This window comes from Streptomyces sp. 4N509B (assembly GCF_052245655.1).
Lineage (GTDB): Bacteria > Actinomycetota > Actinomycetes > Streptomycetales > Streptomycetaceae > Streptomyces.
Window position 1 is genome coordinate 1 of sequence record NZ_JBQQBZ010000059.1, and the last position, 25,693, is coordinate 25,693.

The window sequence follows — 25,693 nt, forward strand, 5'->3', positions numbered from 1 at the left end:
GTGGGCTGCTCGGGAGGGGCCGTGGGTGGGGGTGTGGTGCCGTGGTCGTCGGTGTCCTGCCGTTCGTTCTGGCCGGCGTGGGGTTCGTCGCTGGTGTCGTCCTCCGTCGCACCGGCGCCGTCGAGGTCGGCGGGACGGTTGCCCGGCGTGGGGGGAAGGAGGAGTTGCCAGCCGGGGTGGATGAGGGCGGGGTTGGTGAGGGCTCGGCCGTCGGGCTGGGGGCGGCCTTCGTTGAGGCGGTAGATCTCCGGCCAGCGGGTGCCGTCGTCGAGGCATCGTTGCGCGATGCGCCAGAGGCTGTCGTACGTGCCGTTGTCGGGTGGCCGCACCGTTTCGGTGCGCTGCCGGTGGCCCGCGGTGTGCGGGTCCGCGCCGGGGAGGGAGGGTGCGGCGGTCGAGCCCGCTGGTTCGTCGAGCGTGGCCAGGGAGATGGGCTCGGAGAGGGCGACGGCGGGGGCGGTCGACGGTTCCCGCGCGGTGGGGGAAAGCGAGCCGAGGGTGAGCATGCCGACGAGAGCTGCGGCCAACGCGTGGGTGGGCCGGTGGGGCCGCGGCATGGTCGGGTGGGGCAGCGCCGCAGCCTGCTCGGCGATGGCGCGCGCGACGTCCAGGGCGAACAGGGCCCAGGTGGGCCACAGGATGCAGGCCAGCAGGTTCAGCAGGCGCGTCGTGGTCAGCGGCGTGGTGAGGAAGACGGAGACGTCGTTCCAGGTCGGGACGTGGTCGGGCAGGGGCCAGCCGACGTACACCCACAGCGCGACGGGGAACCCGCCGAGCAGGGCCGCAAGGAGGGCGGCGGCCAGCACGGCGCGCACGAGGTGGACTGCCGTGCGGGCCAGGCGGTGGTGGAGCCGGAGGTGCTGGGGAGCTGTGGGGTGGGGCATGGCGGCCTCGTCCTCCTTCTACGGGATCGCGCCGGTGACGCCGGGTTCGGGGCGCGCGGTGCCGGTGGCAGTGACAGACAACTCGGTCAGGCCGGCGAGTTGGAGGAGTTGGGTGGGCTGGTCGTGGGTGATGGTGACCGTGACCTCGGTGGCGGTGGCGCGGATCGTGCCGCGGGCGCCGGCCGCGTTCAGGTAGTCCTGAGCCAGGGCGCGGGCCTGGTCGGGGTCCAGGCGGATCGTGCCGTCAGCGCGGAAGGCGTCGAGGTCGATGGCCTGCGCGCCGGCCCTGGCGGCTTCCTGGGCCTGGCCGATGGCGTTCACTTTCGCCGCCAGCGCGAGGCCGCCGTCGAGGACCAGGCCGCCGAAGAGCAGCAGGGTGGCCATGAGGGTGACGACGAACGCGGAGATCTGGCCCCGGTCGCTGGGCCATCCCTGTCGTCTCATGCGGCGTCGCCTCCGGTCGTGGGCCCGGAGTGACGCACGGTGGCGGTGGTGCGGAAGCGGTCGACGGGTGCGTGGAAGGTCGCGGTCAGCTGTTTGGCGCCGGGCAGCGGGAGGAACGCGAGATCGTCGAGTCCGACGGTGCAGGTGACGTGGGCGGTGACCGTCGAGCCGGGCTGGAGGGTGCCGGTGACGCGGACGGTGAAGGAGCGGCAGCTGACGCCGGCCTGGTCGAGCGCGGCCGTGGCGGTGGCACGGGCGCTGTCGCTGGCCGCCGCGGGGGTGGTTTGTTGGCTGGCGGCGCGGGCGGCCTGGTGTGCGGCGTCGTTCAGGCGCAGCCGGGCCTCGGCGCCGCGCTGGCAGTAGACGATGAAGAACAGCACGATCAGCAGCACGGGGATCACCACCACCAGCTCGGCCGACGCCGAGCCGCGGTCGGTCCGCAGCCACCGCAGCCGGCCCGTCACGGCGCCGCCGACTCTGCGGTCTGGGAGGCTTCTTCGACGGGTCCGGCGGCTTCGGCACGGACGGGCAGGTGCAGGAAGGGCACGACGGCACGCGCGGTGCCTTCCACCTGCACGGTGGCCCGTTCGGCGTCCCTCGTGACCTGGACGGTGACGTGCTTGAGGGCGCCGTCGCCGAGCTGGCCGAGGACGAACGCGGCCTCGGCGCGGCCATCGTTCGTGGTGCCGTCCAGGACGCGGGTGGCGGACAGCGCGTGGGAGGCGGCAGCCTGCGCCGTGTGGGTGGCGTGGGCCCAGAGCGCCAGCTGCGCGACGATGAGCACGAGCGTGAGGACGACGGGAAAGACGATGACCAGCTCGGTGACCGCCGCCCCACGGTCGGTGCGCAGGGCGGCGGTGAGTGATCGGTCACCTGGCCGTGGCTGTCGGCGTCGGGCGCTCGCAGGCGTGGCCATGAGGGTTCAGTCGCTGAAGACGACGTCGCGGGCGGCGGTCAGAATCCGGGGGCCGAAGATGCCGGCGACGGCCAGACCGAGGCCGGCGAGGAACGCGGTCAGGATGACGGTCTCCGAGCTGTAGCCGCCGTCGGCGTTCTCCTTCGCGCTGTGCAGGGCGAGCCGGAGGCGAATGCACACGGCAGTCAGAACGGTGATCGGGCGATGGCGCATGGCAGGTCCTTCAACGTGAACTGTGTGGAGGCGTTCCCTCGCCCCTCACAGGGCGAGGGTGGCGTGGGACATGGCGGCGTAGACGATGAGGAAGACGAAGCCGAAGGCCAGCAGGGCGGTGGGGACGGCCATCCGTTCGGTCGCGGTGTGGGCGGCGGCTTCGGCCTCGGCCCCTGCGCGGGTGCGCAACGCGGCGGCCTTCGCGGCGAGCGACGCGCGAACCTTCGCGCCCTCGGTGCCGGCCAGGGAGACGGAGGTGGCCAGCTCGGTCAACTCCCGCACGTCCAGTTCGGTGCCGAGCTCGGCGAGGGCCTGCCACGGGGAGACGCGGGTGAGTTGGGCGGTGGCCAGCGCACGGCGGATGTGGGAGAAGGCGAAGCCCTCGCCGATGTCGGCGGCGTCGTGCAGAGCGCCGACCACGCCCGAGCCCCCGGCCAGCAGGATGTGCACCAGGTCGAGGTAGGCGCCCAGCGCGTGGCGGAACGCCGCCCGCTGTCGGGCGGCTTCGGCACGCACCGACATCTCCGGCAGAAGGAACCCCGCCACCGCCAGGGCGATCCCGACCCCGGCGGGCGTAACCCAGCCCGGCGGGCTGCCGCCCAGCGCCGCGAGGGCGGCGACGGCGCCGGGGAGGAGCAGGCCGGACAGGGCGAGCGCGGCCTGGTCGGCCAGGTGGGTGGAGACGGCGCGCCCGGTGATGGCCAGGTCGCGGACCAGGCCGGGGCGGGGCAGGCCGGCCGCGCGCAGCAGCGGTGTGAAGGGGCGGCCCAGGCGGGTGGCCCACCCCGGCTCGGGCCCGGCGGGGTCCTCCCCGGTGATGGCGGTCGGGGGCGCGGTGGTGGCGCGCAGCGAGTCCACCAGCGTGGCCAGCCGCGGGTGGGGTGGGGCGGCCCAGACCAGCAGCAGCCACAGCCCGGCGCCCGCCCCGGCGGCCAGCAGCAGGATGCCGGTCATCACGGGCTCCCCGTCCGCATCAGGAAGCGTTCGGGCTGTTCGAACCGGGCCAGGTGCCCCAGCCACGCGAGGGCGGCGGCGAAGACCGCGCCGATGGCCAGCAGCATCCCCTGTCCGGTCAGCGAGTCGTAGGGGCTGAGGAAGTCGCGGTTCAACACGCACAGTCCGGCGACGAAGCCAGCGGTGGTGGTGACGACGATCCGCACGGTCGTCCGGATGCGGGCGCGGGCCGCGTCCACGCGCTGGCGCATCTCGACCTGCGCGCGGGCGCTGTCGGCCAACGCCCCCAATCGGGGGGCGAGCTGACGGGCCTGATGTTCGGAGGCGAGGATCAGCGCGGCGATCACCAGGTCAGCGGTGGGATCGGCCAGTTCGTCGGCCAGTCGCCGCAGGGCGGGCGCCAGCCGCTGCCCGTCGTGGAGCCGGCCGGCCAGGGCCTGGACGTGGAGGCGGATCGCGGTCGGGGCGGTCGGGGCGATGGCGGTGATGGTCTGCTCCAGCCCAGCCCCGGCGGCCAGGGTGTCGCGCAGCGTCTCCGCCCACGTCGCGACCGCTTCGATCCGGTCGACCGCCCGCTGTTCGCCGTGCTGGGAGCCCCACAGCCGCGGCCCGTGCCAGACCGCGGCGGCAACGAGGAGCCCGGCGGCGAACCAGCCGGTGACCACAGCTACCGCAAGGCCCGCCGCGCCGCTGGCGGCCAGCCACCGCCGGGCGTTCTCGCGCCGCGCCCGCGTCGCCCTCGGCCTGCGGGTTCGGGAACTCACCTCGCCGGCCGAGTGCCGCGGCGCGGATAGAGCGCGCAGCACGAGCCACAGCCCCATGCCGACGCCGACACCGAGCAGGCCGAACAGCCCGACCTCGCCGGTCATCCGCCCCACCCCCGGAACTCGGTGAACGCCTCGGGGCGGAACCCTGCGGCGCGCAGCCCTTCCAGGGTCTCCACGCGCATCGGCACGCCCGGCAGCGCCCGGCCCGTGACGGGGTCGGGGCGGAAGATCTCGTTCGAGATGACCTGCCGGTCCTCCGCTCCGACGACCTCCCGGATCGACGCCACCACCCGCTGGTTCGGCACGTCCCGCGCGGCATCCAGATGGATCACGAAGTGGACCGCGCTGGCGATCAGCAGGTTGGTGGCCTCCAACGGGAGGCGCTCGGGACCCTGGGCCGCGTAGGCGGCGAGCTTGGTGAACGCCCCGGCACTGCTGGAGGAGTGCAGCGTGCCCATGGAGCCGTCGTTGCCCTGGCTCATGGCGTTGCACATCGGGATCATCTCCGGCCCGCGGACCTCGCCGACGATGACCCGGTCCGGCGACATCCGCAGCGCCCACCGCACCAGCTCGGCCAGGGTGATCTCGCCTTCGCCCTCGATGTTCGCCTCACGGGCCTGCATCGCCACCACGTCCGGGTGGGCCTGCCGGTCAGTTCCGAGGCCGAGCTCGAAGGTGTCCTCGATGGTGATCAGCCGCTCCCACGCCGGGATCTCGGCGGCCAGAGCACGCAGCAGCGTCGTCTTCCCCGCCCCGGTGCCCCCGGTGATCAGCAGGTTCTTCCGCGCCCGCACCATCGCCGCCAGCAGCGCTTCCAGGTGCGCGTCGAGGGTGCCCAGGCGGCGCAGACCGGCGAGGGTGGCGCGCTGGTGGCGGTGCCGGCGGATCGCGACGGCCGGACGCCCGGTCACGGCCATCACCGCGAACACCCGCTCGCCGCCGGGCAGGTGGAAGGAGACGCCGGGACTGCCACGGTCGAAGTGGCGCTCCTCCACACCACTGCGGGCCGCCAGGTCCCGCACCAGGCCGACGAGCTCCTCGTCCGACGCCGCGACGGGCGGGGCCTGCTCGCGTCGCCCGTCGGCGTAGCGGACGAACACCTGGTCGCAGCCGTTGATGTTGATGTTCTCGATCTCCTGGTGGGCCAGCAGGGGGTGCAGTCCGCCCAGGCCGAAGACGTCGTTGATCACCGCGGTGATGACGCGTTGCTCCTCCGCCGCGCCCAGCACCGGCTGGCCGCGCGTCAACTGCTGGCCGGCGTACTCCTCGGCGGCGTCGGCGAGGAAGGCGACCGCCTCGGCCTTCTGCTCCTCCCGTGCCGGGCGCGGCTGGCCGCTCGCGCCAGCCGCGCGAACCCGGGTGGACAGCCACACCGACAGCCGCTGCCGCAACGCGTCGCGCATTCCCTCGGCCGCGGCCGACAACGGCTCACCCGTCCCGGGAAGAGCCGCCGCGTCCACCGAACCCGACGCCGACGCAGGACGAGGGGCGCCGTTGACCGACGGCCGGGGTGGGGAAGGCAGGGCGGAGTGGGTGTGGCCGCTCATCGCCTCACTCCGTCCGGCACGTTGACGAAGAGAGGCTGCTGGCCGGTGCGGGAGACGTCCGTCGAGCCGTGCGAGGCGGCGAGTTCGGCTTCGATCCGGGCGGCCAGCCCGGCCGCGGCGCGGCCCAGCTCCGAGCGTGCCGGCGCCCGCCGGCCCGCCGGGCGCCCGGTGAACGCGGCGGCCCCTCGCGGGTCGTACGGGATGCGTCCGGCCACCTCGATGCCCAACGCGCTCGCGACCTCCTCGGTCGCATGCCCCTGGCCCACCAGCACCAGCACCGTCCGCCGGCACCAACGCGCCGCGGCGTCGAGCCCGACAGCGAGGTGCGCCAGCGCGTCGTCACCGGCTCCGGACAGCAACACCAGCACGTCGGCCTGCCGCACCACCGCCAACGTGGGCGCGTGCGCATCGAGCCGCCCGCAGTCCGCGACCACCACGACACCCGGGCGCCCCGCCCAGCGGCGCAACGCCTGCCCGTGCGCACCCGAGGCGAGCTCGGCCAGCGCCGCGCGCGCCTGCTCCGCCCCCGGAGGGCCAGGCACCACGGCCAGGCCACCGGGCAGCCGCTGGGTGTGGCGCCAGATCAACCCGTCATCCTCACCCGCGCGTCGGGCCGCAGCCGCCAACGACACCAACCCCGGCGCCAACTCCAGACCACGAAAGCGCGCCACCAGGTCGCCCCCGGCCGCGTCGCACTCCACCACCACCGGCGCCGCGTCGCCCGGCCACCCCGCCGCCAGCGCGAGCGCCGTCGTGGTCGCACCCGGCGACCCCTTCAAACTCGCCACCGCCACCAACGTCACGAGCCAGCCTCCCCCGCCGCCGCACCGTTGACGAGGACCAGCCGCACCTCGGCCGCCGGCACCGAGGCCAGCGCGTTCGCATCCGGCTCGGCCATCCGCAACGAGATGACCGTGGGCTCGCCCTGCCCACCGCCATCCACCGCGGCCACCACCCCACTCCAGGCCGCCCCCGCACCGGCCGTCCCCGCCTGCCCCGTCGCCGTCGACGGCGCGCCCAACGCGTCCTGCTCCGCGGCGGCCACCACCAGCACCGAGCTGCCGGGCTGCACCTGCGGCGGGAACTGCCCCGCCTCCAACCCCACGGCCGCCACCGCCTGCCCAGGCCCCGGCACCTCAGCCGGCCCCAGCAACTCCTCGGTCAACAACGTCCCGCCCGGCAGGCTGAACGCGACCACCCGCCCCTCGACATCCCCCGCCTCCTCGGCGGCGAGAACCGCCACACCGCCCTCCACGGCCAGGCTCACCTCCCGCAGATCGCCCGCCGAAAGCCGCTGCCCAGCCTGCACCGGGTGCGCCAGCACCAGAACCGGCTCGCGTTGCCCCCACTCCGCAGCCCACACCACGCCCCCCGCCGCACAACCGACCACCAGCAGCACCCCCACCAGCAGATGCGGCACCCGCCGCCCGCGCCGCGCACCCGCCAGCCGCCCGGGAGCCCCGCCGTTCCGTCCGCTGTTCCCTCGCGGCGGCAGCGCGTCCCCAGACGGACCCGATCTCACCTGCACGGCCCCTCCCGATGTCATCCGCACCTCACCTCTCCTCTCGACCTGATCGGGCTCACCGCGTGACCAGCGCAGGACTCTCCACCACGCGGAAGGACGTGGTGGACGTCGTCGTCAACCCGGGGAACACCCCCGAGTCCCCAGCACCAGCCCACGTCACCGACCACCGCACCTCCGCCGAAACGGCGTACGCCTCGTCGGGCTGGCCGGTCGAAGACGAGCGATACACATGGCCGCAGTCCGGCGAAGCGTCCTCCGGCTGATGCCGGCCGGCCTCGTAGCGGGTGCCTGGCCCGTCACACACCACCGTCGACCCGTCGCCCATCGACCACTCGACCGACATCGGACGCGCCGTCGCCGTCACCTCCACCCCCGGCACCGACGCCGTCGCCGACACCGCGCCCCACTGCGCCCGGTCCAGCCACAACCACGTCGGCACCTGCACCCAACTGCTCCACCTCCGGACTCGCCTCGATCCCCGGAGCCGGCAGCCGCAGCTGCTCATACGCCCGCTGCGCCAACGCCGCAGGCGATACCCCCGCCCCACCGTCTCCCGGACCATCCGGAATCCACACCGGAGGCTGATACAACGCATCCCGCACGCCATCCCCCCAACAGCGCCACACGTACCAGGCCCCCTCCCCCTCACCCGGCTCCACCGCCGGCACGACCACGCCCACCCGCTGCGCTGCCGGGGCCCGGCCTCCCAGCGTCAACGAGGGGACAGAGAAGGAAGCCGGCGCTGCCCCGGGCAACGGCTCGTAGTCGTCGCTGCGCTCATACGCGCACTCGACCGGAGGCGGAGCCGACCCGGAGCCGTCCGGGACCGCTTCCTGCCCGCCGCCCTCCGCCGGCCCGCCGTCGCCCCCGTCCGGTGGGGAATCCCCATCCCGTCCGGCACCCAGCTCGCACCCGGGAATGGGATGCTGCTCGCACTCAGTCCAACCCCACCCGGTCTCGGCGGCTGCGGGCAGCGCGCTCACGGCGACCGAGATCAACGTGAGCACCGCCACGGTGACCACCCGGGTCAGCATGATCCCACCGACTGGACCGCGAATCGGGTCACCTGCCAGATCCCATCCGTTTGCCGTTTGACTTCAGCGATGATCGCTTGGCGACCCCCCGGCTCGTCATCCGCCAACTGATCCGTATCTTCTTCGTACTTGAGCCAGTTGGTGGAATCTCCACAGTCGTCGATCATGATGGCGGTCGGATCGTTCGGCGGATTCACCGAGGACACGGTGGGATAGAGAATGGGGTCACCACGGGTGACCAACCCATTGCGGTGATCCGCATACAGGCTCCCCGTGATCGCCGTCAGCGCGTCCCCCGTCGCATGATCAGCCAGATACCCGGCCCGCCAATTCGACGTCCGGGCTGCCCGCGCCATGTCTAGCCACATTCCCCGATAGGCCGCCAGCGCCGCTTCCTTGGCTCGATCCACCACAGTCTCCGGGGTCGGTGTAGCGCTCCCGGCAGGCGGCGTCGACGGACTCGAGTCGGCCCGCTCCATGGATCCATCACCGCCCGCGGAAGACGCATCACTGCAGGCCGTCAGCACGAGGACGGCGATCGCCGCACAGCACGCACCTCGACGCATCCGCCGCGACAAGCGCGTTCGCGCCACCAATGCCAGCCCGAACCCCCGCTTCGCCGCTGCGCGCTCGGCGTACGTCAGAGTCGTGGCAGCCATCACCACAGAGAAGCACCTCCGTTCACACCACATCGGAACGAGGGACGCTGCGAAGTGGGACGCTAACGCAGCTCCCATTCGGCTTCCTGCCCGCCCAAAAACAACACCAGACAACGCCGTTGCCGTCGCCAACTGGCGATAGCTCGGAACGATGTGCCGACGTGATGCGGGAGATTACAAACACGCCATCGAAGATCACAAGACCATTCGCAGACTCGTCAGTCGCACGTCCCGCCGGAGCCCTCTGATCTGCACGTGCATCCCCGTGAACTCCAGTATCGCGACGGTGAGTTGTTGACCGCGCTACGGCGAGGGGGCATTCTTACGATCCTCGAAACCGACCTGGCGTCTTCTCGCCAGTCATAAAGACGCCACGGTGGCAAGCCGAAAACCGGCACGCACGTGCCGATTTCTGAAATTCGGCACGTGCGTGCCGGTTCACGAGCGACGCGAAAGCCCGTGTCCAGTGAGTCGGGACATGTCACCCGAACGGACCCGACGAGGTAGCCCTCCCCCACTGTCGGCCCGACCCTGACAGCAGACCAACGCCCGGCGGGAGGGAGGACCGCCATGACATCCGGCACGGGCCACCGCCACGCCCACCCGGCCAGGCCGGAGCGCGACGGGCTTCCCGCGCTCCTGCGCGCCTGGCGCGCACGCGCGGGCCGCCAGGACGGCCAGCGCCGCCCTCTCACCCAGGTCGAAACCGCCACTCGCGCCCGCGTCAGCGAACGCTGGTACCGCAAGGTCGAGGCGGGCGAACCGATCCGCAGCGATCCGCAGGCGCTGGACCGCCTCGCCGAGGTTCTCTTCCTCAGCCGCGACGAACGCGTCGCCCTCTACCTCCACACCGCCCAGCTCATCCCTCTCCCTCCTCCCGAAACCGGCAACCACGATCGCCTCAGCGACCTGATCAACCAACTACCCCACCCGGCATTCCTCACCAGCGAGACCTGGGACCTCCTCGGCTACAACGACCCCATGGCCACCTGGTTCCCCTGGGTCGAACGCCCCCGCGCCAACCTCATCGACTGGGTGCTCTCCCCCGACGCCCGCCACCAGATACTGGCCTGGGACGACCACGTCGGCGGATTCCTCGCCATGCTGCGTCTAGCCCACGCCGCTCGCCCCGAGAACCCACGACTTCGCGAACTCCTCGCCCACACCCTCGAAGATCCGGCCTGCCGCCGTCGATGGGCCGACCATCCCGAAGTCACCGCGAGCCGCGACGACGTCACCTTCGACCTACGTCTCCCCGCCCACAACGGCGACACCGTCACCGTCCTCGCCCACCTCCTCCACCCAGCCAACCAACCCACCACCCGCCTCGCGATCCTCACCCCCACCAATGGCTCCGGCCAGAGCCGCTGATGCGTCACCGCCCACCACCGCACGGCTGTCGGGGTGAACGGCCGCGCAGTCGCCTTCCCTGGCCAGCTCTTGGCCATGGCCGGTACCAGGCACCGTCGCAGGCCACGCGGCGACCCAACGAACGCCCCACGCCAACGCCTCCTCAAGGCAGCAGGCTCGTCGATCCGACATCGGGTTCCCGCAGGGCGTATTGATCAGCGCGAAGCGCGCCGTGTGACGTGATGTGCCGCCAGCCACCGCCGCTCCTGACGGATACGCTGGGGTGAGGGCACCCACGACCACGGCAGAGGACGGGTGAATGGATCCTGGCGCCTCGGAGCGATGGCGGGCTGCCCGTCGACAAGCCCTACTGATGAGGACCGTCGACTCCACCGCACGGGACCTGCTCACTCTGATCTACGACATGATCGCGACTCGCGATGGATACGCGCCGCGTGACGTGGATCTGAGGAAGGTCCGATACCACGTCGACTCGCCCGAAGACCTGCACCGCGCTCTCAGCGAGCATCTGCCGGGCCCAGAACCCGAGTACCGGATAGGCCCCTGGGCGCTGCGGGCGAACACGACCGCACGGCAAGCTCTGGCCAACCCCCGGTCTTCGGAAGAAGGTCCATGGACAGGGCCGGCGCCGGAATCGGGACGGCTGTGGCGCCTGTGGGAGTCGCTACACGGCTATGGAGAACACTTCCTTGAGGACACGCTGCCGTCCTCAGAGCACGGCCCCGGAATCGAGGGGAAGACTCGCATCGACAACAAGTCGATGTTCGAGAAGGCCGCCGAAGAGTTGCGGCGTAGCGCCGACCAGGTCCTGCTCCCTGCCGTGGGCGCGCTGAGCGTGGGACAGCGGGTACGGGTCCACAGCGGCGGCCACGCCGGCCGCTCGGGCCGCATCCTGCACGTCACCTGGCACACACACCACCAGCAGGTCACCGACCCGGCCACATACCTGGTCGACTTCAACGACATGCTCCATGGACGGGCCCACGTCATCCCCGACCACCTCCGACCGCTGCCGTCCTGGGACCCCTCATTCGTCACCGTGTTCGCGGGCGAGGAGCCCCCCGAGTCCTGGGCGGCAGCCGTGTTGCTGCCAGCGGCCGGTGACGAAGCCTGGCGGCAACAGGTCCTGTCCGCGCTGAAGGAGAAGTGGCCACACTCCGCACTCGTGGGCAGGATGGTCGTCTTCGTCCCCCAGCCGCGTGAAGCCGGCCGCGACATCAGCAACCATGCCGTGTGGGGCCGCAGCGCGGCAGCATGGGCTGACGTCATCCTCTGCCTGGCCGGGGACCCGGCAGCCAGCGGGATCGACGACGGTCCCGCCCTACTGGGGCAGTTCGCCTCTCACGGGTCGACACCTTCCTGGGAGCACCATCGGCTGCTGCCGGTGGAAGGCGATCCGCATGAGGCCGCCGCTGCGGTCATGGGCCGGGTCGGCAAGGGCGCCACGCGCGTCGACGGCGAACGCGACGTCCCCCTGGTCATCTGGCGCAGCGCGCCGTTCTCCGCGTGGCGCTCCCGTACAGGTTCCAACACCGCCATCGTCAGCGCACGCCTGGAGTGGCTGGACACCGACCCGTCCTCGGTGCCACGGCGCTGGGCCCTTCGCCTACGGCTCCGGCACCACGGCGCCCACACGGAGGACGTCTTCAGCGACGAGGTTGTCCTCGGGGGCCCCAACACCCTGAGCCTCATCATCATCCACCACCGACAGCCATGGACCGACAGCACGGTCCTGCTGCTGCGCGAAGCGCCGGCCAGCGCGATCCCTCCCGAGAACGTCTGGCAGTATGGCGACGGCATAGGTCACCTGCGCCGCTTCGACGGGCCCATGCTCACCCTGCCGTACGTCGAGATTCACCACCAAGACGGCGGGATCCCCATCGGCCCGATCCTCACCACGATCGCCGAAGGGACGGGCGTCGTGTTGAAGCTACCCGAGTCAAAACGCAGCCGGGGCCACGAGATGCGCCAGGACAGCACCTCCGTGACCGCCGTGAACCGCACGGCCAGATACGACCTTTCCGCCCCCGAGGCCGACGCGCTCCTCACCGCCACGGAAGACCCCGCGTGCCGTTACCGCATGTGCCGGGTCGCCGACCTGCTCGCAAACGGCACCGTCGACTGGGCCACCCTCGGCAAGATCACCCGCGCCGCCGTACCCACCTCTCCCCCGCGGTCCGGTGACCTCAGCACGTGAAGGCCCCTGGGCGAAGTCGGCTGACGCAGGCATCTCAGCCGCTGAGAACGCTGAGCACCTACACGTTCGCCGCAGCGGTGGTGATCATATTTCGGTGATGGCGTGGAGTGCTGCTCGCGCGAGGATGCGCTGTGTGCGGGTGGGCAGGCCCAGGCGGTTCCAGTGGAAGATCACGTGGTAGGCGAGGATCTGCCGCAGGCCCCGGTCCAGGGTTCCGTCCCGGGCCGCGTTGCCGAGGGTCCGGCCGGCTTCGCGGAAGGCTGCGGTCCACTCGGCGGCGAAGGCGAGGGGTCCGTCCGGGCCGAGCATCGGGCCGTCCGGGGCGGTGTCGGCGCGTATCAGGTGTCGCAGGTCCTGTGTCATCGCCGCGATCCGGTGCATTGGGATGTCGGCGGGCGGGGGCCGCTCGGTAGCGACGCGGTGCCACACGTCGCCCATCTCATATCGTTCCAGGCCAGCGGCGCGCATCAGCATGGTGCACAGCAGGAGCGACAGCTCGCGGCGGCCGAGTGGACTGTGGTGGCGGTGCAGGTCGAGCAGGATGGCGCGGCTGTCGGCGTGGAAGAGTTCGTGCGCGATGCGGATGCCGGTGGTGCCGCCGAAGGCCATGGTCTCCGGTTCGTAGATGCCGGTCCACCACCGTTCGATCCGGCCGGCGGCGGCCAGGTGGTCGAGCGCTGTGCCGATGCGATCTCGCGCGTCGCTGGCCGGTGGGGTGAACAGGCGTAGGCGCCAGCAGGGGCGTTTCCTGATGAACCACCACGCGCTGATGTCGCCGTGGGACTCGGCGTGGTGGAGGAGCGGGGCGAGGTGCTCGGCGGCGGTCTTCTCAGCGCCGTCCCATTCGGCGAAGTGGAGGTAGAGCTGCCACCAGCCGGGGTGGGTGGCCTGGTGGAGGGCGTGGCGGCCGGCCTGCTGGTAGATCTGCGCGGCGGCAGCGAGGTCGGTGGGCTCCATGCTGGCGAGGGTGGCCGCGTCGCCGAGTTCGGCTCCGGCCAGAACGGCCAGAACGGCCTGCTCCGTCTTCTCCAACGCATCGGCGCGCGGATGGCTTTCGGTGTGGGTGGGATTTAGTCGATCAGCAGGCATGCGTCCCATCCGGAGGTCGGCGCCGCGTTGTGTGCTGCGGTGGTCAGGGTGAGGGCGGTGCCCGCGTCGCCGGTGAGGAAGCCGGGGTTGCTGCCCGTGCCGGGCTGGATGTGGCGGGCCAAGCCTTGGGCCAGGTGGGGCAGGGTCGCTGTCAGCGCGGAGGTGGTGGCGTCGCGAGCGGCGCGCCAGGCGGTTTGGTACACCCCTGCCCAGCCGTGGCACAGGCCGGGGTCGGTGAGCCGGTCGAGCTGGGCGGGGTCCGTGAGACAGGCAGCGAGCGCCTGCTCGGCCGCGCGTTGTCGCTGGGTGTCGCCGGAGGTGAGGGCGGCGAGTTGGAGGGCGCGGGCGATGCCGGGGGTGCCGTAGCACCAGCTCGGCCGTGCAGGGCCGGGTTGGCTGGGTCGGCCGGTGCGCAGGTCGTCCCGGGTGATGGCCTCGGGCCACCAGGGGCCGGTCTCGCCGTGCTGTGTCCAGGTGTCGAGCCACGTGCAGAGGGTGTCGATGGCTTCGTGGTGGCCGTCGACGGTGGTGCCGCGCCGTGCGGACTGGGCGAGGAGCATCAGCGGCCCGGTGATGCCGTGGGCGGTGCCGTGGTTGCTGTGTCCGCCGGGGTAGAGGGCGGAGGTTCGGGTGTGGGGGTCGTGGGCGACCCACCAGCCGGGCAGGGTCTGGCCGTCGTCGTGCAAGGGCTGGGTGAGTGCGACGAGGTAGCGCAGGATGCGTTCGAGGGCGCTGCCGCCGGGGTCGCGGTGCAGCAGGTAGGCGCCGATGCCGGTTAGGCCGGAGAAGATGTCGTACTCACGGAAGTCGGGATGGTCGCCGCGGTGGATGCGGGCCATGGCGGCGTCGGTCCGGCGGTGGGCGAGGGTGGCGACATGCGCGTCCATCGTGGCCAAGCCGTCGCGGTAGCGGGTGGTCGAGCCGGCGTGGGCGGCGTGGAGCATGAAGGCGACGGCCGGGGCGCCGAGGTACAGGCCGGTGGTGTCGGCGGCGCTGACCTCTCCAGCCACCGCGGCGGTGATCCAGGCGTGGGCCTGGTGCCAGACTCCGTGGCCGGTGTGGGCGCGTTCGATGTGGAGCAGAGCGATGCCCGCGGCGCCCGTGGCGAGAGACTGCGCTCTCCAGGGCTCGTCTGGAGGCGGAGGCGCGGGGGTGGCCAGGTGCGCCGCGACGTGGTTGGCCGCGTCAGCCAGTTCACCAGGCGCGAAGGACGTGGTGGTCATGCGCGGCTCCGGACCGTGTCGCGGAGGGCGCAGGCGCGGGTGAGGCGGCCGGTGACCCGTTCGAGGTCTGCGTTCACGTCGAGGGCGCGCACGTGGTGCAGGTGAAGGAGTGATCCCAGGACGCTGAGAGGGTCGCGCTGAGCCGCCAGCTGCTCGCGGTAGGCGGCGAGCGCCGCGGCTCGCGCCTGCCATGCGTGGGCCACGGTGTCGCCGTCGGGCAGGGAGTGCAGCGCCGCCCCTGGAGCGCGGGGGGCGACGAGGTGGAGGGCCTGGTCACGCAGTGTCCGATCCAGCGGACCATGGTGTTGGGGCAGATGGCGGACGAGCCAGGCGAGTCCGTCGTCCAAGGTGGGGGTGAAACGGGTCGCGAGGTCGACCAGGCTGGCCGCGGTCAGGGCCTGTGGGTGGGTGTCGCCGGAGGCGGCCATGCGGATCTGGGCGAGGGCCGCGGCGGAATCCGCAGCGAAGACCGCTTGGGCGGCGTCCATCGCCGGCCCGTGGCCGTAGCGCCCGGTCTGGGGTTCGTAGGTGGCGAGCGTGAGGTGCGAGGCCAGGCGCTGGCGGCGGAGGCGGGCCGCCCAGGTGTGGAGGTGTTCGGCGGCTTGGCCGTAGGCGTCGGGTTCGGGCAGGCGTATCGACAGGGCGAGGTGCTGGTCGGCGTCCGGGCGCGGCAGTGCGCGACGGCGGCTAAACCACCACTGCGGCGGCGGGGCGAAGGCATCGATCAGGTGTGGCAGGTGCTCGGTGAGGATCTCGTCGAAGCGCGCCGGGTGGGCCCGGAGGTGCGCGTGGAGATTGGTGGAGTACCCGGGCAGGTGCCCGGCGTCGACCCCGACGGGGCGCGCCGGCATCGGTGGCAGCTGTCTGGGGTGGGCAGGTTCGGCCACGGTGAGAGGGAGGAGGAGTTCGTGGGCGCGGCCGAGCCAGGCGAGGTCCTTCCGGGCTGGGGCTTCGCGCAGTTCCAGGCGGCGGGCATTGTTCAGGCGAGTGCGGAGCAGGAGCCGGTGAAGCGACTGGCTGAGGTCCAGGGGGAGGCGTTGGCCGTGTTCGATGAGGGTGACGCGGTCGGGCACGCGCCGTGTGGTCCGCCAGGCGGCGAAGGCTGTCTCCCACGCGTGCATCGTGGCCTGTGGACGGGGGAGGTCACTGGCGGTCAGTAACCAGCGGGCCGTGGCGAGGATGGTGCGCTTGTAGCGCACCCGGGGAAGGTACGGCAGGCGGGCGGCGGCGCCGAAGTCGAACGACTTGTACACCGCGCATCGAGCGGTGCTGATCTCGGCAAGGAAGCGTGCGAGGGGCGGAGTGTGGGTGCCGGCTTCCAGCGCGTGTGCCACGCGGGGCTCGATGCGCTGGCCAGTGGAGAGCCGCACGACGTGGAACTGGCGGTCGTCCGCGGTGACCGCGAGGTCGGCCAGGGGGATGACGCCCTCGCCGGGGTCGCGGTGTTCGGCCAGAGAGATCACGTGCGGCAGCAGTCGCGGGGTGCGGGCGATGTTCTCGTTGCGCCGACGGCGCGGGGTGAACGACAGCTGGGCGGCAACCGCCTCGGGGTCGGCCGCTTGATAGGTGCGGGCCAGCCGTGTCTGGTCTTTGGCCGTGAGCAGGTGGGCGAACCGTCCGGCCATGCTGCTGCCGGCTCGGGGTGTGCCGGTGATGGCCAGGCGGAAGGAGCCTCGGGCGAGGGCTTCCAGGGAGGGGGCGTGGATTTCGACGGCCACCTCGGCCCGCGGTACGGGAAGGGCGTCACGACCGTCGTCGGCGGCGAGTTCAGCGACCAATTGTTCGGTCAGCACGATCTCCTCGTGGTCCTCCAGAATGGTCTTCTGGATGAGGGCGAGGAGCTTTTCGTCGCGCTGGGTGAGCTGGTGGGGGGCGCGTTGCCACGCGGAGCCCAGGTAGCCGGTGGGAAAGCCGAGCCCGCTGTCGGCCACCAGGTCCAGAACGGGTATGACCGCGCCCGGACCGTAGCGGGCGCGGAACCGGCCGTGGTAGTCGCGCCAGGACGGATATCCGACCGTGTAGGGAGACAGGCGGTACAGGACGCCGACGGCCTCCTCCGCCTCTTGGGCCACCTGCTCGGGAACCTGGATGTCGCAGTCGACGGCGGTGTCCACGGCCAGCGGCACCCGGGGCACATCGCTGAGGACCCTCATCCGCTCGGCCAACCCTTCGATGTCGGACCAGCGCCGTGCCGGGCCGTGCTCGGCGAGCTCGCCACGGATCGCCTCCAACTGCCCGACCATATCTGCGATCTGGGGAATCGTGTGGGCCCCTGCAGCCCGAAGTTCATCGCACACATGGCCGAGCGCGTCCACGCAGGTCATCGGCGCCCACAGGCTGCTGATGAGGATGTTCTGGGCGATCAAATCGACGAGGAGTCCATCGATCCTTTCCCGGCCGGCGGCGGGGAACCGGTCGACCAAGTGGGCGCGCAACTCGTCGTAACGGGTGGGGGTGCGGGCGGCGTCGAGCGCGGCAGCGACTGGCCGGGTGAAGCGCACCGACACCTCAGCCGGGGCCAGCTGATGAGCGTTGCCGTCCATGGTCTCGCCCGGCACCACGTACCGGCTGCCCCTGACGTGCCCGGTGTTGTTGGCGACCACGCGCAGCCTCTCCAGCAGCGGGCGGCACTGGTGGAGGCGGGTGACGATGTCGGTGAGCCAGGCCGCGTCCGGCCGCACCGCCGTGCGGTGTTTGCCGCCCCACGACACCTGAGGCGTGGCCCCGATGCGGACGGGGGCGACTCCGGCGAACAGGCCGAACGGCGTCGGGCGACCCTGCCAGCGCAGCAGGTACGAGGCCAGGGCGAGCACGGACCGCCGCACCCGGCGCGGGTCGGATCGTCGGCCAGCGACGATGTCGTCGATCTGGCGGCACAGGTCGGGGGTGGCGGCGCTCAGGGCCTCGCGGATCTCCTCGCGCCGCCACACCGCGCCCAGCCACGCACGCTCTTGCTCACGCCCGTGCTCGCCGGACAGGTCGAGGTCTCTGGGCACGTCCAGGGCACCGGGGTCGGTGGTGATGCGCAACAACGCGCCGTCCTGTCTCCGGTAGCGGACAGGTGGACGTGCAGCCACGGTGTCTCCCTCGTTGCCTGGGGCGATGCGGCGCTTGTGGTGTGCCGAGCCGTCGGCCCGGCACACCACAAGAGGACCTGCTGACGGGCGAGGACGGAGGGCCGTCCTGTGCGGCCGTCAGGCGGGGTCGTCGATGAACGAGTCGCAGGCGCTGGCGCCGTCCTGGCAGGTGTTGCCGCAGTCGTCGTCGGTGGGGCAGTCCCCTGTTCCGGCGCGGGGACTGGTGGACACAACGATGCGCACGTCCAGCGTGAACTCGTCGTCGAGGTCGTCCAGGCCCGGCGGTTCGGCCAGCGCGGTGGCGCTGCCCGAGACGCGGGTGTCCGCCATCTCGATCACTCCTTACCTTCCTCGGTGGGGTGGTGCGGGACGGCCTGGTCGTCGGCGGCGGTCGCGGTCGACGGCCAGGAGAACGTGATCCGGCAGTGCGTCTTTTCGATGACCCGCTGGCCGGACAGCTGGTCATCGGGGGTGGCGGCCGGATAGAGGGCGATGCTCGGGCCAGGCCCGCCCCGGTGGTTCTGTGCCCAGGTGCGCACGTGGTCAGCCACCGTCTCGGCGAACGCGCCACCGGCGGGGCCGAAGGCGTGGACGCCGTACTCGATCGACGTCTCATCCGGCATCACGCGCGAGGTGACGTACGCGAAGTTGCCTCCCTCGACAACGGCCACGGAGCGGTGCTTGTTGCGCGGCGAGGCCAGCCCGGTGTCGCGGTCCGGGTCCACCGACATGGTGCCGTAGTCGTCGAACACCGTGGCCAGGTACAGCCGGAGCGTGTCAATCAGTTCCTGGCGTCCGACCACGACGCCCGTCCACACGTCCGTCCGCGGCGTGTTCAACGCCTCGTCCAGCACGCGGGCGTCGGGGGCCGTGCCGTCATCGAACACCACGGTGATCTCCCCGGTGCTGTTCGCCACCTCGGGCGCCTCCCGGTGCGCTCCTTCGCCCTGCATGGGGACGAAGCCGCAGACCCGCGAGGAGGTGCTGACCAGGTGGTCGCCGACGCGCTGGAACGCGATCGACCGGGTCAGCCCCTTGATGCGCAACGGCACCACCAGCCGCCCGGACTCGGACAGCTGCGTGACCCACGCCGGCGGGATGTCTCCAGTCCCCGCCGTGATCAGCATCCTGTCGTACGGGGCATGCGCGGCAACACCGTCAACCGCGTCGGCGAGGACAACCCGCACCCGCTGCCCGTAGCCGGTCTGTGCCAGCAGGCGCTCAGCGCGAGCGGTGACCTCCGAGTCGATATCGACGGTGGTGACCTCACCGGCTTCTCCGACCAGCTCCACCAGGTAAGCGGCGTTCAGGCCCCCGGACCCGACCTCCAACACCCGCATCCCGGAGGCAATCTCGGCCTGCTCCAGCATCATCGCCTGGGTCTGCGGCGCGGACACCGAACTCACCGCCCGCCCCTGCTCGTTCCGCTTGGTGACCACGGACTTGAAAGAGCGGTAGGCATCCTCCAAGGTCGCCTCCGGCACGAACATGTGCCTGGGGACCCGGCGCATCACCGACTCGACCTGCTTGGAGACAATGTCACCGTTCGCGATGAGATCGTCGACGACCTTCTCACGCAACTGCGTGGCGTGGTCCTCATCGACGGTGGCGTCGCTCATGAAGTGATTCCCTTCCTGTCCTGTGTGGCGCCTGACGCTTGTTGCACGGCGCGGGTCTTGGCCGGGGAAACCGTGGCCGGCCCGCACACGTCGCGTTGCTTCGCCGGAGACCCGCCGGGTTGGAGGGAGCGGGCGCGTGCGCATGAAACTCGCGAGCTCCTGACGTGGCGGCGCTCCCGTGGACCGAGAGAGCATGCACGGGCCGCAGTGTAGTCATCCGGTCACATCCCTCGCTGTCGAGTTTCGTCGTCCCCGTCGTGATCAGCGTCGGGTGCGTTGTCGCTGTCGGCGCCTGCGGTGCTCAGGGCGTGCCGGAGGGCCTGGCCCAGGCTGATTCCGGCGCGCTGGCCCACGTCGCCGAGGTAGGTCTCGGCGAGGTAGTCGGTGGTCAGCACGCTGCTGACGGCCTCGGGCAGCGGGTCGGGCGCGGTGGACAGCGGGCCCACCTCGTGGGCCAAGCGGGCCAGCAAGCCATCCGCGTCGCCGCGGTAGGGCTCGGGGAGGGCAACTTGGACGAGGTGGTGGCCGAACGGCTCCGCCGTCAGCGCGTCTCCCAGGGTCAGCACCCGGCCGAGAGGGACGGCTCGCAGCGCGGAGTCATTCAGGATGACGGCCTCGGCTTCCCCACCGGTGTGCAGGCGGCGGGCGAGGGCAGCGGCCAGTTCGCGGCGGTCCGGCGTGGTCTCGCGCCAGCGGTCGGCGATGGAGCCGAGCGGGGCGGCCAGCCGGGCACGCGTCTGGGTGATCTCGCGGCCGAGCGGGGCCAGGTCGGGCGACAGCGGCAGGGTGGCCTCGGCCGGGAAGGCACCGATGCGTGGGGCCCAGCCGTCGCTGGCCGGCTCGGCCACGGCGTAGCCTGTGCCGCGTTCGCCGCCGGCCAGCAGGAGGGCGTCCCCGGCCTGGAGCGGCGCGGCATCTGAGCCCTGGCGGGTGAAGATGACGTTCAGAAAGGGGCACGCGTCGGCCAGCTTGACCGCCTCATCGACGCCGAAACGCGACAGCAGCACCCAGGCGTCGGCCTCGGTGTGGTGGTGGCGCCACAGCTGCTGCAGGGCCTCGGCCGGGTCGATGATCTCCTGACGCAGTCGCCGATGGGCCGGGATCGCGGTGAACGCCCCGTGGTCGACGACGGCGGTGACCGCCACCCTCTTGCCGCCCACGGTGGCCCAGTGCAGCCGGTGGAACAGAGGCTGGCCGCTGCCGGCGTCGACCGCGTTGGCGCACACCGTCCGCTCATGCAGGACGGCCTCGAAGTAGTGCGGCCAGCCAGGCGCACTGGGCGCCAGCACGTCATACAACCCGCTGAGTGCCTGTCTCTCCAGGCTTCCAGCCCCCAGGCGGTAGTAGCCGGTTCCGGAGAAGAAGCCGCCGCAGTCCACCACCAGCGAGGTCGCCCGGATGGCGTGCAGGCGGGCGAGCATGCCCACGGCCGACTCGAAGGCGGAGTGCACACCTGTGGTCGCCACGATCTGGGAGAACGCACGCTGAGCGGTCACGCTGTCCACCACCGGGGCTGGGTTCCTCGCGCGGGGCGGGGTGCGTGGAGGGCCCAGTCGGGGTGCGTGGCAGGGCTGCTCCAGGCGTCGGAGAGGGCGCACAGCGCCTCATCGCCCCGCCCTTCGCGCAGCGAGGGGCGCGAACAGCGGGGCGGGTGCGACGGGCGGCGCCGCAGCGGGAACATGCCGCCACCTGCCGGGCTCGCCGAAGCTAAGGATGGCCGGTGATGGTCTTCTCGCCGCCGTTCGGATGGACCGGAACGGTGGTGCAGCCACCTGTCACCGGACGGTGGGCACCCACGCCTCGTCGATCCGAAGGGGAAGCTCAGCCACCGCTGAGGATGTAGGGCGTCAGCCGACTCATGATGGGCCACGGCCGTTCCCCTCTCCCTCATCATGGCCGAGGGCCGTCTCCTTGAGGCCGAAGCGGATCTTCTTTCCGCGGGGAAGCAGCGGCCGGATCTCCCACTCGTCCACCAGAGCGGACAGCAGGGCCAGGCCACGGCCGTCCTCCGCATCTTCGGAGGACGCCTTCGCCACCACCGGAAGCATGTCGTCGAAGTCGATGACCTCGACCAGAACGCCATCTGAGGTCTCGCGCACCAGCAGCTCGCAGTCGCCGGAGGTGTGCTTCCACACGTTCGTCAACAGCTCGGTGACACCGAGCTCGGCTGCGAAGCTCAGGTCGGTCTTGTCCCACAGCCGCAAGAGAGCGCGAACGATCTCGCGCACCGGTCCCATGGCCGCAGGACCGATCCCCGACAGCACCATGTGGTGCTGTCGGACCGTGTTGACCGTCATCGCAGGCATCTCGCCTCCACATGGCCGTGTTGCGCCCCCGGCCAGCCAGCCTGGCGGGTGTCTTCTACTGGGCCAGGAGCTCGATGATGGGGCGACAACTACCGTTTCAGCAAGGAGTCTGACAGGAAAGTCTTTCCTCAGAGGAAGTTGGCATATGCCCGCACTGGCTCAGCCGCTAGTCTTTCCTCGACACAGGGAGGTGGTCATGCCGGTCGAGCCGACTCCACGCCGCCGCCGCTTGGGCGGTGAGTTCCGGCGCATCCGCGAGGGGCTGGGGTGGACGCAGGAGGAGGCAGCCACCCGCCTGGGCTACAAGTCACTCTCCGTGGTCAGCAAGATCGAGAAGGGTGTGCAGGGAGTCAAGATCCAGCAACTGCCCCACTTCTTCGAGGTCTACGGCATCACCGACGAGTCCCTGCGCGAGGAGCTGCGCAACCTGGCGCGCCGGGCCAGCGAGCCGGACTGGTGGCAACGCTACGGCGGCGTGGTCGATGACCCCCTCGGCGACTACCTCTCGCTCGTGGAGAGCGCCAGCAGCCTGTTCGTCTTCAACCCGCTGGCCATCCACGGCCTTCTACAAACGCCTGAGTACGCGAAGGCGGTGGTCGAGGGCAGCCGGGCATGGAAGGTCGTCGACGACATCGGCCGATTCGTGGATCTGCGCCTGGAGCACCAGAAGAACGTCCTGGACCGTGACCCCCCGCTGAAGATCTGGGCTGTCCTGCCCGAAGGACTGCTGCGTCAGGAGGTCGGCGGCCGGAACGTGATGCGTGCCCAGATCGAACACCTGGTCAAGCTGGCCCGCGGCAATCCCCACGTCCACATCCAGGTGCTGCCGTTCAAGGCCGGCGCACACGCTGGGATGGACGGCCCGTTCATGCTCATGGGCTTTCCAACGGGACGGGATATCGTCTGCATAGAGTCCATGCGAGCCTCGTTGCACCTGAACCAGCCTGCCGCCGTCGAGGAGTACCGCACCACCAGCGACACACTCAAGACCGATGCCCTCTCCCAGAGGGCATCGCTGCCGCTACTCAAAGCCCTGATCAAGGAATACTCATGACTCCGAACGACGTCGACCGCTCCTGGATCGAGTCCCAGCTCGAATCGGCACAGTGGCGTACCAGCAGTTACAGCAGCGGGGGAACCAACTGCGTCCAAGTCGCCTACCTCGACGAAGGCATCGTGGCCCTGCGCGACTCGAAGGACACCAACAGGCCGCCGTTGCTGTTCACGGGCTCCGAATGCCAGGCGTTCATAGACGGCATCGCCCGTGACCTACTCCGCCGCCGCTGACCACAGCTTTCGCGCTAGAAGAGCTTGACCGAAGAGGGATCTGCATGCCGGACAACAGGCCGATTCTGCGGACTATCCTCGGCGAGAAGAAGATCGTGTTACTCAACAGGGTCACTGCCCTGGCCGAGATGCCCGAGGAGACGTTCCGAGGGATCGTGATGGCCGAGGCCAAGAGCCAGGCGGACCCGATCACCTCTCTCGCCCTGCGCCACCCCGACCTGCGCGTGCGCTGGCTGAAGGCCATCAAGGCCCACATTACCGAGCTGGACCGCCAGTTCGCGCAGCGCAAGGACGACCCGGCAACCAACGAGTGGCGCAGGAGAGCGAACACCGTGCGCGGCTCTCTGCTGAACCGCAAGTACGAAGCAGAGGCCGCCAATCCTCGCAACCGCCACATCGGAGAGACGCCCGAGCAGCGGGAGCGACGACTCGATGAGTCCGCAGCTGAGCGCCGTCGCCGCGGCGAGATCGGCGAACTCGCTATCCAGCGCCTACGAGAGGCGCATCCCGACGAGTTCGACGCATATCTCGCCGAGGAGTATCACAAGGCAGGTATCGAACTGCCCAGCCCGCTCGCCCGTCGAATAGCTTCCCGCCTCGATCCACAACAGTAAACACACAGGGCGGAACTCAGCCGCCGAGTGGAATCTCGGCGATCGGCTCCCACGACAGGCGCCAGCCACCAGTATCCTTCGCGACCTCGAAGCGAACGTTCAGCAGGTGAAGACTGTCAACGTGCAGAGGAGCTCGACGCGGGGTGAGAGCACGCAGGCGACTGTTCAAAGGATCCGGGTCTGCGGCGTCGTAGCTGTAGCCGAGAGAACAGTGGAGTCGACCGCCATCGTGCTGCAGCGCGACATCGCCGCGGGTCTCCCGGATCGCGGCCCGCACCCGCTCCCGCAGCTCCTCGGCCTCGTCCTCAGGCCACACGTCGAGTAGGGCCCCCGCACTGGTCCCGATCGGAGGGCCCAACTCGGTCGCGAAGGGGGACACATCAGCCAACCTCTCGCGAAGCGCGTGGACCAAGTCCGTGCGCTCACCGGCGCTGATGTCTGCCGCGGGCGCGTCGGCGACCATCTCGACGGTTACGTGCAGCGTTCCAGGGTCACCAACTTCGGGCGGGCACGCCAGGTCGATCGGATACTCCAACAGCGCGGGCCGACACGCGTGCGCCAAGGCGATCAGTTCGTCGTCGACCCCGGCCCGTGGCACGAGGTAGGCGTGTATGACCTCTAATCCGTCCACCCACGGCCTTCCTTGGAAGTGCGGCGTGAACCGCTTCATCTCGGGTGCCCCTCCTTCTTCTCATATGCTGTTCCGGCGAATTGCGCCACGCCTTTGCTGACATTCTCGGTTGGCAGCACCGGCGCTGAGGTGCGCGAGACTCATTGCCTGTGGCCTCGCGCCGCAGGTCCTCCCTCGGCGGGCGATCGGCTCAGGTCGTGGTCGGGTCCGGTCACCGCAGCAATCGAATATACGTACGGTCGTCAAACGATGCGGCGCCTGGCCGGACGGCCTTCGTGCCTAGGTGTGTGCTGATGCGCAGCGGGTCATCAGCGAGCGACCGCGCCAGTTCCTCCTCGGCCTCCGCCAGAGTCGCCGCTGCGGAGATATAGCCATCGGTGGCGAGGACCACCTCCTCAATCCTGCCCAAGTCGAAGACTTCGATGTAGGCAGCGGGTATCGGCGTGCCGTCGAACACGCCGTATCCATACGGACCTTGCTTGTTTGCCAGTCGCCCTTGCTGCTCCAGCACGGGCAAGATCACCTTCCGCCCCGGATCGGATGCGGACAGCTCTGCAGGGTCGTGTCCGGCCTCCAAGAGGCAATGGAGGTAGGCAGCCCGCGTGGCGGCGAGGACGTCGTCGATCGCCTTGCGCGCCGGGTACTGCCGCCACTCCCCTCCGGCACGCAGGCCCACGTGGACATCACCTACCCGCCACGCGAGATCCAACTGCGGCACGACGACCGCGGCGACCGCACTCGGGGCGAGGGGATCGTTTGCCGCGATACCCCATGTCGTGCGCAACTTCGCCAAAGCGTTCGTGACGCCAGCGACCGCGTTGGCGGGCGCGGTGTCCGGTGGCATTGCGGCGAGGGTGGCTGCCACGCAGTCGGCAGCCATCGCCCCACCTGTCAGACCCCCGTAGTCCCGCCCTGACTTGTCCGTGCTCCCATCGACCGCGATGATCAAGCCGTTGGCGGCGACCACCAAGCGGTCCTCACTCGGCGCCAACGACCCCTTCGCCGCACTGAAACGCTCCACGATGTCCCACGCGGGCATAGCAACTTCTCTTTCTTCTTCTCGCAGATAGATACACTCCTCCATCACCTTCCTCGCCAGTCAGCCCACGCTCGACGCATCGTGATCCGCGTCATCCACCAGACTCACGGCAGGCACGGAAACCGATGTCACATACCTCAGAAAGACAACACGAGGCGATAGGATGCCTGGGGTCTGTCAAATAAACGGTGTATGTGAGTTGTGTGGGGATTAGTGGCGAGCTGCGGTGAGGCGGCCGTCGAAGGTGATGTCGAAGGCGTTGAGGGCGGTCTTCCAGCGGCTGGTCCAGCGCTTGCG

General features: G+C 70.8%; 26 protein-coding genes. 6 read left to right on the forward strand and 20 right to left on the reverse strand.

Annotated features, from left to right (window positions below; translation table 11 throughout):
- The 10 genes from ACTWP5_RS30800 to ACTWP5_RS30845 form a co-directional block, all read right to left on the reverse strand.
- On the reverse strand, nucleotides 1-884 hold an 884-nt coding region (locus ACTWP5_RS30800), incomplete at its 3' end, for a LysM peptidoglycan-binding domain-containing protein (RefSeq protein ID WP_443224467.1).
- A gap of 18 nt (nucleotides 885-902) precedes the next feature.
- Entirely contained in the window at nucleotides 903-1,328 is a 426-nt protein-coding gene (locus tag ACTWP5_RS30805; RefSeq protein WP_443224468.1) for a hypothetical protein, read from the reverse strand.
- A complete protein-coding gene (locus tag ACTWP5_RS30810; protein ID WP_443224469.1) occupies nucleotides 1,325-1,792 on the reverse strand; it encodes a TadE/TadG family type IV pilus assembly protein in 468 nt (155 codons plus the stop codon). Before ACTWP5_RS30810 ends, ACTWP5_RS30805 begins: the two co-directional genes overlap by 4 nt.
- Nucleotides 1,789-2,244: a TadE/TadG family type IV pilus assembly protein gene (locus tag ACTWP5_RS30815; RefSeq protein ID WP_443224470.1), complete on the reverse strand. Its 456-nt coding sequence runs from the start codon at nucleotides 2,242-2,244 to the stop codon at nucleotides 1,789-1,791. Before ACTWP5_RS30815 ends, ACTWP5_RS30810 begins: the two co-directional genes overlap by 4 nt.
- A gap of 6 nt (nucleotides 2,245-2,250) precedes the next feature.
- Nucleotides 2,251-2,424, reverse strand: coding sequence for a hypothetical protein (locus ACTWP5_RS30820; RefSeq protein ID WP_443224471.1), 174 nt, complete (start codon nucleotides 2,422-2,424; stop codon nucleotides 2,251-2,253).
- 78 nt (nucleotides 2,425-2,502) lie between these two features.
- Nucleotides 2,503-3,411, reverse strand: coding sequence for a type II secretion system F family protein (locus ACTWP5_RS30825; protein WP_443224472.1), 909 nt, complete (start codon nucleotides 3,409-3,411; stop codon nucleotides 2,503-2,505).
- Nucleotides 3,411-4,280 carry a type II secretion system F family protein gene (locus ACTWP5_RS30830; protein ID WP_443224473.1) on the reverse strand — a complete coding sequence of 290 codons (870 nt, stop codon included), beginning with the start codon at nucleotides 4,278-4,280 and terminating at the stop codon, nucleotides 3,411-3,413. The genes ACTWP5_RS30825 and ACTWP5_RS30830 overlap by 1 nt, the downstream gene beginning before the upstream one ends.
- Nucleotides 4,277-5,725 (reverse strand): CpaF family protein, encoded by a 1,449-nt coding sequence (locus ACTWP5_RS30835; protein ID WP_443224474.1) that lies wholly within the window; start codon nucleotides 5,723-5,725, stop codon nucleotides 4,277-4,279. Before ACTWP5_RS30835 ends, ACTWP5_RS30830 begins: the two co-directional genes overlap by 4 nt.
- The gene (locus ACTWP5_RS30840; RefSeq protein WP_443224475.1) at nucleotides 5,722-6,513 is read right to left on the reverse strand and encodes a hypothetical protein; all 792 of its coding nucleotides are present in this window, start codon (nucleotides 6,511-6,513) and stop codon (nucleotides 5,722-5,724) included. The genes ACTWP5_RS30835 and ACTWP5_RS30840 overlap by 4 nt, the downstream gene beginning before the upstream one ends.
- Nucleotides 6,514-6,524: 11 nt before the next feature.
- Nucleotides 6,525-7,253: an SAF domain-containing protein gene (locus ACTWP5_RS30845; protein WP_443224476.1), complete on the reverse strand. Its 729-nt coding sequence runs from the start codon at nucleotides 7,251-7,253 to the stop codon at nucleotides 6,525-6,527.
- Between the two features lie 59 nt (nucleotides 7,254-7,312).
- On the opposite strand from ACTWP5_RS30845, the gene ACTWP5_RS30850 reads away from it, so the two are divergent.
- On the forward strand, nucleotides 7,313-7,513 hold the full coding sequence (locus tag ACTWP5_RS30850; protein WP_443224477.1) for a hypothetical protein: 201 nt from the start codon (nucleotides 7,313-7,315) through the stop codon (nucleotides 7,511-7,513).
- Nucleotides 7,514-8,277: 764 nt separating this feature from the next.
- Here ACTWP5_RS30850 and ACTWP5_RS30855 read toward each other — a convergent pair.
- On the reverse strand, nucleotides 8,278-8,943 hold the full coding sequence (locus ACTWP5_RS30855; RefSeq protein WP_443224478.1) for a hypothetical protein: 666 nt from the start codon (nucleotides 8,941-8,943) through the stop codon (nucleotides 8,278-8,280).
- A gap of 570 nt (nucleotides 8,944-9,513) precedes the next feature.
- On the opposite strand from ACTWP5_RS30855, the gene ACTWP5_RS30860 reads away from it, so the two are divergent.
- Together ACTWP5_RS30860 and ACTWP5_RS30865 are read left to right on the forward strand one after the other, a co-directional pair.
- Entirely contained in the window at nucleotides 9,514-10,314 is an 801-nt protein-coding gene (locus ACTWP5_RS30860) for an MmyB family transcriptional regulator (RefSeq protein ID WP_443224479.1), read from the forward strand.
- 352 nt (nucleotides 10,315-10,666) lie between these two features.
- Nucleotides 10,667-12,511, forward strand: coding sequence for a hypothetical protein (locus ACTWP5_RS30865; protein ID WP_443224480.1), 1,845 nt, complete (start codon nucleotides 10,667-10,669; stop codon nucleotides 12,509-12,511).
- A gap of 84 nt (nucleotides 12,512-12,595) precedes the next feature.
- Here the strand turns inward: ACTWP5_RS30865 and ACTWP5_RS30870 are convergent, their stop codons facing one another.
- From ACTWP5_RS30870 to ACTWP5_RS30900, 7 genes are all read right to left on the reverse strand, one after another.
- Nucleotides 12,596-13,600 carry a thiopeptide-type bacteriocin biosynthesis protein gene (locus ACTWP5_RS30870; protein ID WP_443224481.1) on the reverse strand — a complete coding sequence of 335 codons (1,005 nt, stop codon included), beginning with the start codon at nucleotides 13,598-13,600 and terminating at the stop codon, nucleotides 12,596-12,598.
- Entirely contained in the window at nucleotides 13,582-14,823 is a 1,242-nt protein-coding gene (locus ACTWP5_RS30875) for a lanthionine synthetase C family protein (RefSeq protein WP_443224482.1), read from the reverse strand. Before ACTWP5_RS30875 ends, ACTWP5_RS30870 begins: the two co-directional genes overlap by 19 nt.
- Complete coding sequence (locus tag ACTWP5_RS30880; protein ID WP_443224483.1) at nucleotides 14,820-17,900, reverse strand: lantibiotic dehydratase; 3,081 nt, start codon at nucleotides 17,898-17,900, stop codon at nucleotides 14,820-14,822. The genes ACTWP5_RS30875 and ACTWP5_RS30880 overlap by 4 nt, the downstream gene beginning before the upstream one ends.
- A 117-nt stretch (nucleotides 17,901-18,017) precedes the next feature.
- Nucleotides 18,018-18,230 carry an FxLD family lanthipeptide gene (locus tag ACTWP5_RS30885; RefSeq protein ID WP_443224484.1) on the reverse strand — a complete coding sequence of 71 codons (213 nt, stop codon included), beginning with the start codon at nucleotides 18,228-18,230 and terminating at the stop codon, nucleotides 18,018-18,020.
- A 5-nt stretch (nucleotides 18,231-18,235) separates the two neighbouring features.
- Nucleotides 18,236-19,519 (reverse strand): methyltransferase, FxLD system, encoded by a 1,284-nt coding sequence (fxlM, locus tag ACTWP5_RS30890; protein ID WP_443224485.1) that lies wholly within the window; start codon nucleotides 19,517-19,519, stop codon nucleotides 18,236-18,238.
- A 221-nt stretch (nucleotides 19,520-19,740) separates the two neighbouring features.
- Nucleotides 19,741-21,015 carry a bifunctional metallophosphatase/5'-nucleotidase gene (locus ACTWP5_RS30895; RefSeq protein WP_443224486.1) on the reverse strand — a complete coding sequence of 425 codons (1,275 nt, stop codon included), beginning with the start codon at nucleotides 21,013-21,015 and terminating at the stop codon, nucleotides 19,741-19,743.
- A 360-nt stretch (nucleotides 21,016-21,375) separates the two neighbouring features.
- Entirely contained in the window at nucleotides 21,376-21,825 is a 450-nt protein-coding gene (locus ACTWP5_RS30900) for an ATP-binding protein (RefSeq protein ID WP_443224487.1), read from the reverse strand.
- Between the two features lie 196 nt (nucleotides 21,826-22,021).
- Between ACTWP5_RS30900 and ACTWP5_RS30905 the strand changes: the two genes are divergently transcribed.
- The 3 genes from ACTWP5_RS30905 to ACTWP5_RS30915 are packed head-to-tail and all read left to right on the forward strand — an operon-like array spanning nucleotide 22,022 to nucleotide 23,726.
- The gene (locus tag ACTWP5_RS30905) at nucleotides 22,022-22,879 is read left to right on the forward strand and encodes a helix-turn-helix domain-containing protein (RefSeq protein WP_443224488.1); all 858 of its coding nucleotides are present in this window, start codon (nucleotides 22,022-22,024) and stop codon (nucleotides 22,877-22,879) included.
- On the forward strand, nucleotides 22,876-23,112 hold the full coding sequence (locus ACTWP5_RS30910) for a DUF397 domain-containing protein (RefSeq protein ID WP_443224489.1): 237 nt from the start codon (nucleotides 22,876-22,878) through the stop codon (nucleotides 23,110-23,112). The genes ACTWP5_RS30905 and ACTWP5_RS30910 overlap by 4 nt, the downstream gene beginning before the upstream one ends.
- 44 nt (nucleotides 23,113-23,156) lie before the next feature.
- Entirely contained in the window at nucleotides 23,157-23,726 is a 570-nt protein-coding gene (locus ACTWP5_RS30915) for a hypothetical protein (protein WP_443224490.1), read from the forward strand.
- 16 nt (nucleotides 23,727-23,742) lie between these two features.
- Here ACTWP5_RS30915 and ACTWP5_RS30920 read toward each other — a convergent pair whose 3' ends face one another.
- Both ACTWP5_RS30920 and ACTWP5_RS30925 read right to left on the reverse strand, forming a co-directional pair.
- On the reverse strand, nucleotides 23,743-24,396 hold the full coding sequence (locus ACTWP5_RS30920; protein WP_443224491.1) for a 2'-5' RNA ligase family protein: 654 nt from the start codon (nucleotides 24,394-24,396) through the stop codon (nucleotides 23,743-23,745).
- A 172-nt stretch (nucleotides 24,397-24,568) separates the two neighbouring features.
- On the reverse strand, nucleotides 24,569-25,396 hold the full coding sequence (locus ACTWP5_RS30925; RefSeq protein ID WP_443224492.1) for a hypothetical protein: 828 nt from the start codon (nucleotides 25,394-25,396) through the stop codon (nucleotides 24,569-24,571).
- Between the last annotated feature and the right edge of the window lie 297 nt (nucleotides 25,397-25,693).

Excerpts from the sequence above, each read along its gene's own strand:
- ACTWP5_RS30805 (WP_443224468.1), bottom strand. The coding sequence starts at position 1,328 with ATGAGACGACAGGGATGGCCCAGCGACCGGGGCCAGATCTCCGCGTTC.
- ACTWP5_RS30815 (WP_443224470.1), bottom strand. The coding sequence starts at position 2,244 with ATGGCCACGCCTGCGAGCGCCCGACGCCGACAGCCACGGCCAGGTGAC.
- ACTWP5_RS30825 (WP_443224472.1), bottom strand. The coding sequence starts at position 3,411 with ATGACCGGCATCCTGCTGCTGGCCGCCGGGGCGGGCGCCGGGCTGTGG.
- ACTWP5_RS30830 (WP_443224473.1), bottom strand. The coding sequence starts at position 4,280 with ATGACCGGCGAGGTCGGGCTGTTCGGCCTGCTCGGTGTCGGCGTCGGC.
- ACTWP5_RS30835 (WP_443224474.1), bottom strand. The coding sequence starts at position 5,725 with ATGAGCGGCCACACCCACTCCGCCCTGCCTTCCCCACCCCGGCCGTCG.
- ACTWP5_RS30855 (WP_443224478.1), bottom strand. The coding sequence starts at position 8,943 with ATGGCTGCCACGACTCTGACGTACGCCGAGCGCGCAGCGGCGAAGCGG.
- ACTWP5_RS30860 (WP_443224479.1), top strand. The coding sequence starts at position 9,514 with ATGACATCCGGCACGGGCCACCGCCACGCCCACCCGGCCAGGCCGGAG.
- ACTWP5_RS30865 (WP_443224480.1), top strand. The coding sequence starts at position 10,667 with ATGAGGACCGTCGACTCCACCGCACGGGACCTGCTCACTCTGATCTAC.
- ACTWP5_RS30870 (WP_443224481.1), bottom strand. The coding sequence starts at position 13,600 with ATGCCTGCTGATCGACTAAATCCCACCCACACCGAAAGCCATCCGCGC.
- ACTWP5_RS30875 (WP_443224482.1), bottom strand. The coding sequence starts at position 14,823 with ATGACCACCACGTCCTTCGCGCCTGGTGAACTGGCTGACGCGGCCAAC.
- ACTWP5_RS30885 (WP_443224484.1), bottom strand. The coding sequence starts at position 18,230 with ATGGCGGACACCCGCGTCTCGGGCAGCGCCACCGCGCTGGCCGAACCG.
- fxlM (WP_443224485.1), bottom strand. The coding sequence starts at position 19,519 with ATGAGCGACGCCACCGTCGATGAGGACCACGCCACGCAGTTGCGTGAG.
- ACTWP5_RS30900 (WP_443224487.1), bottom strand. The coding sequence starts at position 21,825 with ATGCCTGCGATGACGGTCAACACGGTCCGACAGCACCACATGGTGCTG.
- ACTWP5_RS30905 (WP_443224488.1), top strand. The coding sequence starts at position 22,022 with ATGCCGGTCGAGCCGACTCCACGCCGCCGCCGCTTGGGCGGTGAGTTC.
- ACTWP5_RS30910 (WP_443224489.1), top strand. The coding sequence starts at position 22,876 with ATGACTCCGAACGACGTCGACCGCTCCTGGATCGAGTCCCAGCTCGAA.
- ACTWP5_RS30915 (WP_443224490.1), top strand. The coding sequence starts at position 23,157 with ATGCCGGACAACAGGCCGATTCTGCGGACTATCCTCGGCGAGAAGAAG.
- ACTWP5_RS30920 (WP_443224491.1), bottom strand. The coding sequence starts at position 24,396 with ATGAAGCGGTTCACGCCGCACTTCCAAGGAAGGCCGTGGGTGGACGGA.
- ACTWP5_RS30925 (WP_443224492.1), bottom strand. The coding sequence starts at position 25,396 with ATGCCCGCGTGGGACATCGTGGAGCGTTTCAGTGCGGCGAAGGGGTCG.